We start from the raw sequence: 11,006 nt of genomic DNA on the forward strand, positions 1-11,006 counted from the left end.
CGTTTAGCTGACGGATACGAATCGGTCGAGGGCTTATCCTACTTCATCTCTTCATCTTGCAACACGCTTTATTCCATTCTAATTTTCAGGGTGTGGCAAGATTTGCTTCAAATCTGGGCAACACCTGATTACAATGAAAACATGTGCCCTTAGCTCAGCTGGATAGAGCGTTTGACTACGGATCAAAAGGTCGGGAGTTCGAATCTTCCAGGGCACGCCAATATTGTCTGGTGATGATGGCGGAGGGGATCCACCCGTTCCCATACCGAACACGGAAGTTAAGCCCTCCAGCGCCGATGGTACTTGGGCTTAAGCCCTGGGAGAGTAGGTCATTGCCAGGCATATCCCATCTTTTGATGGGAACGACGCGGGGTGGAGCAGTCTGGTAGCTCGTCGGGCTCATAACCCGAAGGTCGCAGGTTCAAATCCTGTCCCCGCAACCAAATGCAAAAAAGACACCTTTCATCAATGAAAGGTGTCTTTTTTTATATTTTATAGGCTGTAGATAATACAAAACGCAGACTAAAAATCGGCTTGGAATCAGTTTGTTGACAAATCTATCGTGTTTGACGATTGCGCTATATGGCAAACACATCTCATAAATAGCATACTCCTGAACGATTTGTTTTGTACACTCCAGCTTTTTTTCCTGTGGTATAGTGAATAGTGTTCGAAACCGGAACGGAAAGGATATGAAACATGGATGCGATTCTAGCAGAAAAACCGGATCAAGCGCGGAAATTGGCTTCCCCGTTTGCGCATAAAAAGGAAAAGACACGGATAACCATTGCACCATGTCCTGAATTTCCGCGCGGAGCGATAATTGTGTGGGCGATTGGGCATCTTTGCGAATTAGCTGAGCCGGAAAAGTATGACCCAGCCTGGAAAAAATGGCGTTTAGAAACGCTTCCCATCATTCCCGACCGATTCAAGCACCAAGTGATCAAACAAAAGGCGGGTCACTTTAAATTGGTGAAAGAAGTGTTGAACCAAGCGGACACTATTATCATCGCAACGGATCCGGCCCGTGAAGGCGAATATATCGCCCGGATCATCATCCAAATGGCTGGGGCGTCTCGGAAAAAAATTAAACGCTGGTGGTGTAGTTCGTTGACGGAGCAAGCAATTAAAGAGGCATTTGGCCGGCTCCGTTCTGACCGCGAGACAAAGCCTTATTTTGAAGAAGCGTTGGCTCGATCATACAGCGATTGGTTGGTGGGCATCAATACGAGTCGGGTGTATACGTTATTGATGCAACAAAAAGGGATCAGAGAGGTTTTTTCAACGGGCAGGGTGCAAACTCCCTTATTGTGCCTGATCCGCCGACGCGAAGAGGAGATAGAGCGCTTCAAGCAGGAGCCTTTTTGGGAGATTGTCGCCGTTTTTGATGCGGATGGAGAGAAGTACAAAGGGAAATTAGAAGAGCGTTTTTTTGATAAAAAACAGGCGGAGCGTTTACTGGAACAAATGAGGGATAAGCCTGGCGTAGTGGGGAAAATCGAAACCAAGTTGAAAAAAATCAGCCCGCCTTTGTTGCACAGCTTAAGCACCCTTCAAGCTAAAATGAACCGCATGTATAAGTTGGCGCCGTCCAAAGTGTTGCAATTGGTCCAATCCTTATATGAAAAAGGGTATGTTTCTTATCCCCGAACGGATAGCCAGCATGTGACTGCTGCCGAGGCCAAGGCATTTCCGAAGATCTTACGCTTACTCACCCCCCACTACAATATTGCGGACGACTTGCGAGACGTCAGCCGAAACAAGCGGGTGGTTGATCCGAAAAAGGTGTCAGATCATCACGCGATTATACCGACGGAGCAAGTTCCCACCCTCATCAAGCTAACTTCAGATGAGCGGAAAATTTATGATGAGTTGGCGCGGAGTTTGATTGCCGTCCATTATCCTGATCATGAATTCCTGCAGACGACAGTATTGACCATGATTGACAAGCACGCCTTCAAAACGGTCGGCAATAAAGTGGTGAAGATCGGATGGAAAGCGGTATTTCAACATGAGCAAGAGCAGGGAGATGAGGGGAATCAACCGCTCCCTCCTTTGCGTGAGGGTCAGGTGGTCAAGCCGGAGGTGGCGTTGAAGGAAGGGATGACACAACCACCTAAGCCTTACACAGAAGGCCAATTGATCACATTGATGAAAACGGCCGGCAAACACATCGAGGATGAGGAACTTTCGTCGATGAAAGGGCTTGGATTGGGAACGGAAGCAACTCGCTCTGGAATTATCCAAACTCTCAAGGATCGCAAGTATATCAAAGTGCAGAAAAATGTGGTGTCCACTACGGAGAAAGGAAAAGCCTTGGTCTCGGCCGTCGCGGATACTATTTTGGGGAAAGCGGATTTGACGGCAAAGTGGGAACAGTATTTGCATGCGATTGGCCGTGGGGAAAAAGCGGCTGCTCCATTCATCGAAAAATCAAAAGAGTTGGCTAAGCATTTGGTTGCCGATGCAATCAAGCGCGCCGACGGATGGGAAGTAGCTGCGGCGATACAGGAAAAAACGCAAACAAGCGGACGGAAGGGATCTGCGCAAGAGACCGTGGGGTCATGTCCGTTATGCGGTCAAGCGGTGGTTGACCGGAAAAAATTTTATGGCTGTCAGGGTTACCAAACTGGATGCAAATTCACCCTTCCCAAAACGTTGTTGGGAAAAAAGCTGAGTTCAGCGGTTGTGAAAAAACTGTTAAGTGGGAAAGAATCAGGCTTACTCAAGGGGTTTGTCTCAAAGAAAGGCAAACGGTTTGACGCCCGGTTGCGATTGGAGAACGGCAGCATTGCCTTCACGTTTCCCGAAGGTGCGGCCAAAAGAGAGAAGGCATAGTGTTTTCCGTTAGGTTGAAATGTACGGTTGCATGTTGGATGCAACCGTTTTTTGTGCAGAGGGAGCGAGAAAATAAGTTGTCAAAATATTATAATCATTATGAGAGCCTGTTTGATTAAGCTTTAACCGCAATGTAACGGAGGTGCCTGATGAACGCGTTTAAAAAGCGCTTGGCGGTGTTGTGCCTGCTGGTGATGGTGATTATTCCTGGCTGGACGGGAGCGGCTGAACCACTTGCCGCACAGCTGTCCGCAATCCACGATTCGGCCGAGGTGTTAACGGCAAAACCGTCGGAACCGTCTCAGCAAAGTGAGCCGGATTTGCCACAATTGATTCATGAGGAAGCGGAAGAAGAGCAAATTGCGCAAGGGATTTCCCTGACACAGTTTACTAGGTTTGACACTAAGGGTTGGCTAGAAGGGGCGGCGCTGACGGTGGACTTGGCCGAACCTAGTGTGAAAACGAATTTGTTGACGCCTCCCCATGTGGCGCAAAGTATGCCGCTAATCCAGCAGATGAAAGCGGCGGGCGCGATTGCAGGAGTGAACGGGGATTTTTTTGATATTGGCAATACGCAAGCAGCGTTGGGGGCGGAAGTTCGGTCGGGGGAATTACGAAAAAGTGGCGAGGACCGCTTGGCAGCGAGCGTCTCACAAGACCGGATCGGCCAAATCAGCCCCCTCGTATTGCAGGGCAAAGTGATGGCCAATGGGGCGACGACGACGTTGCATGCCATTAACGCTCCCCAGTTGCCGGCGGATCATTTGGCGATGTACACCCCGGACTGGGGTACGGCGAAGCGAACGCATCTGGTCAGCCCCGATTTTTTTGAAGTGTTGGTGGAAGACGGGAAAGTGAAAATGACTTATGCCGGTGGGGTACACAATGAAGCATTGCATGAAGGCCAATTCATATTGAGTGGCAAAGGTGCCAGTGCGGCGTTTCTTAAAGCGTTACCGGTGGGGAGCGCGGTTGAAGTTCGTGTAGAGACCAGACCGGACTTTAGGAAATTGGCTTTTGCGATCGGAGGCGGTGCTTTACTGGTGGACAAGGGGAAGGTGGTGACTAAGGATCATGGCGCAGTTCATCCCCGCACCGCGGTCGGTTTTACCAAAGACGGCAAGAAGATGATATTGGCAACCATTGATGGAAGATCGTCTCGTAGCAGAGGTATGACGTTATTGGAATTGGCCCAATGGATGAAAGAAAAAAGGGCTTGGACGGCCTTAAACTTGGATGGTGGAGGCTCCTCTACTCTGGTTGCGCGCATGCAGGGACAGACTGGATTGAAAGTTGTCAATACGCCATCCGATGGACAAGAACGCCCTGTTCCTAACGGAATCGGAGTATGGAACGACAAACGAACGGGCCAGCTGGGTGGATTTAAGATCGAAGCGGGGTCCCGGCGTGTGTTTTCTGGATTGACCCGCAAATTTCGTGCCATGGCGTATGATACTGCTTTTGCGCCGCTTCAAACGGATCAGATTCGGATGCATTGGAGGGCTTTGCCGGCCGCGCTCGGCCGTTTTGACGGGGCAGTATTGCGGGCCGCGCACCCTGGAAAAGGCCGAATTTCCGTACGGAGCAGGGGTGTGGAGTCGATGGCAGAAGTGCATGTGCTGGGAAAACCGGTCTCCCTGGCAATTGAACCCCGGTTGATGGGTTTAGAAAAAGGAAAAACAGCTACTTTTTTGGTGACAGGAAAAGATGCGTCTGGTTATCAGACTTATGTGGAGCCGGAGGATGTCCAATTGAGCTATGACCGGCAAATCATCGATGTGAAAGCCAATGCCGACGGCAGTTTGACGGTGGTGCCACAAGTGGAGCAGGGGGTGGCGCGCATCACGGCTCGGGTTGGCGAATTGCAGGCGGTTGCCGGAGTTTCCATCGGTTGGGAACAACAACGCATAGAAACATTTGAAGATGCCTCGACACCATGGACTTTTGCCAAAGCGCCTGCTGAAACAACCGGTGAGTTGCTGTATGTGGATGACGCAGATCGGAAAAGCAAAGCGCTAAAATTGACTTATGATTTCACCAAGTCCACCAAGACGCGGGCCGTGTACGCCTTGCCGCCTACGGGGCTGATGCCACTACCTGGGGAAGTGAAAAAAATCGGTGTCCATGTGCGTGGAGATGGGGGCAATGGGCATTGGCTGCGGACGCGGATCAAGGATGCGGCGGGAGTGTACCATACATTGGATTTGGCGGCGGAGGTAAATTGGCATGGTTGGAGATATGTGGAAATAAATGTGCCAGCAGGGGTGCAGTATCCGATTCAATTGAATCAAATTTATTTGGTCGAACCGGACGCCAAAAAGCAGGACAAAGGGGACATCTTGTTGGACGACGTGGTCGTGTATGTGTCTGCACCCTTGCATCTTCCTGATGAACCGGTGCAACCGCATCCAATGGTATTACAACAGGGAACGGTGCCACAATCCAGTTGGCGGTTCGCTGTGTTGAACGACTTGCATATTGTAAGCGCGGCTCCTGACAGCAAAGAGGTAAAACACACGGTGCAGGTGTTGCAGGACCTTTCGCGCGAGGATGTCGATTTTGTCATCTTTAACGGGGATTTGGTGGATGATGCTACCATTGAAAATGTTACCTTTGTCAAGACATTGATTGAGCAAAACCTTGACAAACCGTATTATGTGACGCCGGGCAATCACGAAACGTATGGCACGGGCAACTTGGATCTTTTTGTGCAGGTTTTTGGCCCGAGGGCGGCGTTGCATCATTTTGACCACAAAGGCGTGCGCTTTATTCTGAGCAACACTGCGCTGGGTGGTTGGCGGGTGAGCGATGATGCTCAGTGGCGCCAGTTGGATGCTTGGTTGGAGCAAGGAAAGCGAGATCGAAAAGTGCGGCAACTCGTTTTTTTGGCGCATCATCCTCTCAACGATCCCAACCCGTCCAAGACATCACAAATATCCGATGCTAGGGAGGCGGGATTGTTGCAGAAGAAGCTGACCGACTTTTCCGAACGAAGTGGCAAGCCGGCCATCATGATTGCGGCACACGCGCATGTCCATCACTGGACGCAACGTGACGGCGTTGCCTATGCGGTGGTGGGACCCGTCGGTAAGCGAGTGTATGGTTCGCCGGATCGGGGTGGATTTTACGGGTATGGTGTATTCAGCATTAACGGGGAGAAAAAAGGGAACGTTCGCAAACACCCGTGGCTTGTGGCTGATGTGCGACCGATCCTTGAGGACATCGCGTTGGAGCGGACGGAGTTTTATGTGAATGAAACGGCTGAGGTGAAAGTGTCAGGTTTGCAAACAGGAGGTTGGACTTTTCCGCTCACCTATCCGGCGACTGTGCGGTATCGAGGAGAGAACGGTTTGACCGTCACCCGTTTGGATCAGGCGACGGGTTCCAGCATCGCCGTGTTTGATCCGGTTACCCATTTGCTTCGTTTCAGACGTCCAGGGAAGGTGGTTTTAGTAGTGCAGAGCGGAGGTTTCAGCAAGCGGTTTGTATTGGTTGGCACTCGGGCCAACAGCGGTGGTAAATGAATGGAACTTGCAAAAAAGGTGCGCTTCTAAAGAGAAAAGGCGGGTTATTTCACCCGCCGCAAATGATTTCGTTTCCTCTTTTTTTTCTTGATGGTTTCCAGTGTATGCAGGTCTTTGTAAAATTGCGCATCCCGATTGACAGTCATCGCCCGCAAGAAAAAGAGCAGCCATCTGGGCATGTGATCCATCCTCCTCTATGTTATTTTTTGTTTCACTTCCGGACTGGTTGATGGTGGAAACCATCATCTTGCTGTCGTCGAGGGTATCTGAATCGGGTTGCTAGCTCCGCTTTCCTGATGGAGCCGGCTGACTGCCGTTACGACATAGGTGTAAGGTTTTGTCGGTTGTGCTGTGTCGTCAAAGAAGATTTGCTGTGTGTTTGAAACCGTTTTGCGGATGATGCCGACGATGTTGCGGGGCTGGTTTATGGTGATGGCTTCCCCCTCATCAAAGCGGTAAATGACAAAATAACTTGCCTCACTAGCCCGATTGGTGAACTGTAGGGTGACTCCACCGTATCGGCGCGTGGCGGAGAGGAGCGAAGGCGCGGCGGGTGTCTGGCCACCTAACCAAGGCATGACCGGAATGAGGGAGGGATAGCGGTAGAGGTCTGTGCGCAAGCGGTCAGCCAAGCCCAATGGGTTTTTCAACAGGTCTTTGGTGCTGAAAAAGACACTGCCTTTTACTTCCGGGTATTGCCGATTCAATTGCAGTTGGTTAGGAATTTCTTCGGGCTTGTCCCAGGCCGCACCGCTACCAACTTTGTACACAGCATGACCGATATACAAATGCGTGGCTTTACCTTTCACTTCATTGGCCCACCAGGGAACGAGCTTTTCATAAGCGGCGGCTGGAAAACCGATGTTCCAGTATATTTGGGGGGCGATGTAATCGATCCAGCCTTGGCGAATCCATGTGCGGGCATCGGCGAACAGAGAATCGTAAGCCTGGAAGCCGGAGGTGTCCGATCCGCTGGGGTCCGTCGATTTGTTCCGCCAGATGCCAAATGGGCTGATGCCGAACTTCACATGGGGCTTGAGCTGTTTGATCTGCGCATTTACTTCTTTAACTAAGCGGTTGACATTGTCACGCCGCCAATCCGCTTTGTTGGGAAAGGAAGCTTGGCCGTAAGTCAAGTAAGTTTGCTCATCGGAAAAGTCAGTGCCGTCAGGATAAGGGTAAAAGTAATCGTCAAAATGGACGGCGTCGATGTCATAGTTGCGCACCACTTCTTTGATGGTGTCCACGATGTGCGACCGTACCTGGGGAATGCCCGGATCATACCATAGCTTGCCGCCGTAACTGACCACCCAATCGGGGTTCTGCCGTGCCGGATGGCTTGGCACCAAGGCGTTCAATTGGGTGTCCATGCTGACGCGATAGGGGTTGAACCAAGCATGGAATTCCATGTTGCGTTTGTGGGCAGCTTGCACCATAAAAGCCAAGGGATCATAATCGGGCGACACACCTTGGGTTCCTGTCAAATACTTGGACCAAGGGTTAAGCGTGGACGGATAAAATGCGTCGGCGGTCGGCCTTACTTGAACAATGACGGCATTGATGCCCATCGCTTGTAGGCGGTCTAAAAGCGTGATGAACTCGGCTTGTTGCTGATCTTTACTGAGCCCGGTTTTGGAAGGCCAATCAATGTTCAGTACAGTGGCGATCCATGCGGCGCGCAATTGCCGCTTTTCTTCAATGGAAGCGCTTAACGAGGGATCCGGGCTTTCTTGTGCCCGCCCTTGCAGGGGGACGGCAAAAAGAAGGAGAAGCAGGGCCAACAGGCACGAAATCAACTCTCCACGCATCCTGATTCACTCCTCGAAAAATTCATAATGTTCTTTGTTTGTTAAATTATACCCTAGCCCGTGGTCATTTGAAAGCAGGAACCCCCAGCAATCTGATCGAGTCGAGGTTTGTTAGTTTTGCGGCGACGGCGGGGCGAATGATTGGCCCGGTGTTCGGCGCGGAGAGAATGTTGTGGATCATGTCCGCTATCCTGTTAATACCGATTGCCCACTTTGCCTGCTATCACCTGTTTGCCCAGGAAACGCTTCATGCGCACCAGCCATCCCAGTGATTGAGGACGGTGGACGTGCGTCGATATGGTGCTTATTATAGGCGCAGGGCGCAACAGCACGGTATCTTGAAAAAACGCATGTGAACCAGTCACGTGCGTTTGTCTCTTCTCATATGATGAAGGGAAGAGATTTTTATGTAAAAAATTAATGGAAAATGGTGATGAAGGTATTGCGTTTTTGATTAAGGCATGTTAAAGTTATATCTTGTGAGTGGCTTTTTTCACCACATGGGGCTATAGCTCAGCTGGGAGAGCACCTGCCTTGCAAGCAGGGGGTCAGCGGTTCGAATCCGCTTAGCTCCACCAATATGGAGGGATACCAAAGTGGCCAAATGGGGCGGACTGTAAATCCGCTGGCTTTGCCTTCGTAGGTTCGAATCCTACTCCCTCCACCATCATTTTACGCTGGGGAATAGCCAAGTGGTAAGGCAACGGACTTTGACTCCGTGATGCGTAGGTTCGAATCCTACTTCCCCAGCCAATATGAGCCATTAGCTCAGTTGGTAGAGCACCTGACTTTTAATCAGGGTGTCGAAGGTTCGAGTCCTTCATGGCTCACCATATTTGTGCGGTCGTGGTGGAATTGGCAGACACGCTATCTTGAGGGGGTAGTGATCCCTGATCGTGCGAGTTCGAGTCTCGCCGACCGCACCAACCTTCGCGGGTGTAGTTCAGTGGTAGAACATCGGCCTTCCAAGCCGAATGCGAGGGTTCGATTCCCTTCACCCGCTCCAGATGTTCCTCAGTAGCTCAATGGCAGAGCAACCGGCTGTTAACCGGTAGGTTGTAGGTTCGAGTCCTACCTGAGGAGCCAGCATGCTTCCTTAGCTCAGTCGGTAGAGCGCTTCCATGGTAAGGAAGAGGTCACCAGTTCGAGCCTGGTAGGAAGCTCCAGACATGGCCCGTTGGTGAAGCGGTTTAACACACTAGCCTTTCACGCTAGCATGCAGGGGTTCGAATCCCCTACGGGTCACCATTTTTCTTGGCGGCCGTGGCGAAGTGGTTAACGCACCGGATTGTGGCTCCGGCATTCATGGGTTCGATTCCCATCGGTCGCCCCACAACATGCGGAAGTGGCTCAGGGGTAGAGTATCGCCTTGCCAAGGCGAGGGTCGCGGGTTCGAATCCCGTCTTCCGCTCCAACTTAACAATTCATATATATGTGCCCTTAGCTCAGCTGGATAGAGCGTTTGACTACGGATCAAAAGGTCGGGAGTTCAAATCTTCCAGGGCACGCTGAAAAAACAGCAGACATGATGTCTGCTGTTTTTTGTTTTAACAACCGTTCATAGTGTGCGTGAAAGCACTAGTTACCTGAGTGTTGCATGGTGGGTTTTGAATTTTTCCCTTTTTTTGTTTTTTGTAGAAGGAATAACTAATTTTCTGTTGAAATAAGTTTAAGCATAAGGAGGGATACATACATGATTAAAAACTATTTAAAATCAATTATCATGTGTATGTTGTTGTTTGCGTTGTCGTTTTCTTTCCCAGGTTTTTCGAGTGCTTCTCAAGAGGGTACAACTCTTGAGATGAAAGCAGAAGCGCTGAAGAGTGCCAATTTTTTTACTGTGTTGCGGTTTGATGATGATTGCACCTCTTTGTATATGGATGCGAAAGTTAATCCGTTCATGGATCAGCTTGGTGATGTGCCAAAAGGAACGAATTATGATGTGGTCTACCATATTTATGAAATGCCAGCTACAAACAGCTCCCTGTCCCAAGGAAAGCTTGTGTCATCAGGGAAGATTGCCAATGCCACAGACAATAAGCGGTTTTCCATCAAGGTTCCTAATGCCGAGAAATCCAAAAAATACACCGCTAAATTGGAACTGAGGGCTGAAGGTACTAAATTGGGCAAAACGTTGGTGACAAACTTGCAATTCGGGGACTGCGGAAAAGACAAGCCGGGCAATAAGCCAGGTAACCCAGGTAATCCAGGTAATCCAGGCAATCCTGGTGATAACCCGGGAACCCCTGGTGACAATCCGGGCCAACCTGGCGATAACCCAGGCAAACCTGGAAACCCAGGTAACAATCCTGGTAACCAACATCCAGGCAACGGGGGTAAAATGCCGAAAACGGCAACTGCTTATCCTGTCTACATGATTGCTGGCATTGGTTTGTTGCTAGCTGGTTTGGGATTGAGCCGCTTGGCTAAGCGGGCTTAACCAAGCAGTGGTGAAGAGAAAGCTGTGTGCATGCACACAGCTTTCTTATTTTCATAAATAAAAGTGTTGACTAATGGAGATCAGCGTGATAGGATAATAACTGTCGCCGCAAGAGCGGTACGAAATGAAACAACGTGTTCCTTGAAAACTAAAGAGTGACAACGTGACCTGTTAATTCATTGAGTATAGACTCAAACTCAAATTTCACACTTCGGTGTGAAACCTTTAACGGAGAGTTTGATCCTGGCTCAGGATGAACGCTGGCGGCATGCCTAATACATGCAAGTCGTGCGGGGGTCTTCGGACCCTAGCGGCGAACGGGTGAGTAACACGTGGGCAACCTGCCCGTAAGACTGGGATAACTCCGGGAAACCGGTGCTAATACCAGATAATATC

At 50.2% G+C, this 11,006-nt stretch carries 6 protein-coding genes, 14 tRNA genes and 2 rRNA genes; 20 read left to right on the plus strand and 2 right to left on the minus strand.

Annotated features, from left to right (window positions below; translation table 11 throughout):
* Positions 1-143: 143 nt before the first annotated feature.
* From QQZ12_RS16500 to QQZ12_RS16520, 5 genes are all read left to right on the plus strand, one after another.
* A tRNA-Arg gene (locus QQZ12_RS16500) sits at positions 144-220 on the plus strand.
* 6 nt (positions 221-226) lie between these two features.
* A 5S ribosomal RNA gene (rrf, locus tag QQZ12_RS16505) occupies positions 227-341 on the plus strand.
* Between the two features lie 25 nt (positions 342-366).
* Positions 367-443: transfer RNA gene (locus tag QQZ12_RS16510), tRNA-Met, on the plus strand.
* A 256-nt stretch (positions 444-699) separates the two neighbouring features.
* Positions 700-2,838 carry a type IA DNA topoisomerase gene (locus QQZ12_RS16515; protein ID WP_102992687.1) on the plus strand — a complete coding sequence of 713 codons (2,139 nt, stop codon included), beginning with the start codon at positions 700-702 and terminating at the stop codon, positions 2,836-2,838.
* A gap of 149 nt (positions 2,839-2,987) precedes the next feature.
* Positions 2,988-6,362, plus strand: a complete 3,375-nt coding sequence (locus QQZ12_RS16520) for a phosphodiester glycosidase family protein (RefSeq protein WP_102992686.1) — start codon at positions 2,988-2,990, stop codon at positions 6,360-6,362.
* A gap of 44 nt (positions 6,363-6,406) precedes the next feature.
* Here the strand turns inward: QQZ12_RS16520 and QQZ12_RS16525 are convergent, their stop codons facing one another.
* On the minus strand, positions 6,407-6,541 hold the full coding sequence (locus QQZ12_RS16525; protein ID WP_259435572.1) for a hypothetical protein: 135 nt from the start codon (positions 6,539-6,541) through the stop codon (positions 6,407-6,409).
* Between the two features lie 63 nt (positions 6,542-6,604).
* Positions 6,605-8,170 (minus strand): glycoside hydrolase family 10-like protein, encoded by a 1,566-nt coding sequence (locus tag QQZ12_RS16530; RefSeq protein WP_284724675.1) that lies wholly within the window; start codon positions 8,168-8,170, stop codon positions 6,605-6,607.
* Positions 8,171-8,208: 38 nt separating this feature from the next.
* Between QQZ12_RS16530 and QQZ12_RS16535 the strand changes: the two genes are divergently transcribed.
* The 15 genes from QQZ12_RS16535 to QQZ12_RS16605 form a co-directional block, all read left to right on the plus strand.
* Entirely contained in the window at positions 8,209-8,442 is a 234-nt protein-coding gene (locus tag QQZ12_RS16535; protein ID WP_123827450.1) for a hypothetical protein, read from the plus strand.
* A gap of 230 nt (positions 8,443-8,672) precedes the next feature.
* Positions 8,673-8,748, plus strand: a tRNA-Ala gene (locus QQZ12_RS16540).
* A gap of 4 nt (positions 8,749-8,752) precedes the next feature.
* Positions 8,753-8,837, plus strand: a tRNA-Tyr gene (locus QQZ12_RS16545).
* An 11-nt stretch (positions 8,838-8,848) separates the two neighbouring features.
* Positions 8,849-8,923 (plus strand) — tRNA-Gln (locus tag QQZ12_RS16550).
* A gap of 4 nt (positions 8,924-8,927) precedes the next feature.
* Positions 8,928-9,003: transfer RNA gene (locus QQZ12_RS16555), tRNA-Lys, on the plus strand.
* 7 nt (positions 9,004-9,010) lie between these two features.
* Positions 9,011-9,096 (plus strand) — tRNA-Leu (locus QQZ12_RS16560).
* Between the two features lie 6 nt (positions 9,097-9,102).
* A tRNA-Gly gene (locus QQZ12_RS16565) sits at positions 9,103-9,176 on the plus strand.
* A gap of 5 nt (positions 9,177-9,181) precedes the next feature.
* Positions 9,182-9,256: transfer RNA gene (locus QQZ12_RS16570), tRNA-Asn, on the plus strand.
* Positions 9,257-9,260: 4 nt separating this feature from the next.
* Positions 9,261-9,336: transfer RNA gene (locus QQZ12_RS16575), tRNA-Thr, on the plus strand.
* Positions 9,337-9,341: 5 nt separating this feature from the next.
* Positions 9,342-9,418, plus strand: a tRNA-Glu gene (locus tag QQZ12_RS16580).
* A 9-nt stretch (positions 9,419-9,427) separates the two neighbouring features.
* A tRNA-His gene (locus QQZ12_RS16585) sits at positions 9,428-9,503 on the plus strand.
* 6 nt (positions 9,504-9,509) lie between these two features.
* A tRNA-Gly gene (locus tag QQZ12_RS16590) sits at positions 9,510-9,584 on the plus strand.
* A 20-nt stretch (positions 9,585-9,604) separates the two neighbouring features.
* A tRNA-Arg gene (locus tag QQZ12_RS16595) sits at positions 9,605-9,678 on the plus strand.
* A gap of 185 nt (positions 9,679-9,863) precedes the next feature.
* The gene (locus QQZ12_RS16600) at positions 9,864-10,610 is read left to right on the plus strand and encodes a hypothetical protein (RefSeq protein WP_284724676.1); all 747 of its coding nucleotides are present in this window, start codon (positions 9,864-9,866) and stop codon (positions 10,608-10,610) included.
* Positions 10,611-10,835: 225 nt separating this feature from the next.
* A 16S ribosomal RNA gene (locus QQZ12_RS16605) occupies positions 10,836-11,006 on the plus strand; the annotation flags it as partial.

Origin of the sequence: Laceyella tengchongensis, assembly GCF_900182735.1 — a bacterium.
In the GTDB taxonomy this organism is placed as follows: Bacteria; Bacillota; Bacilli; order Thermoactinomycetales; family Thermoactinomycetaceae; genus Laceyella; species Laceyella tengchongensis.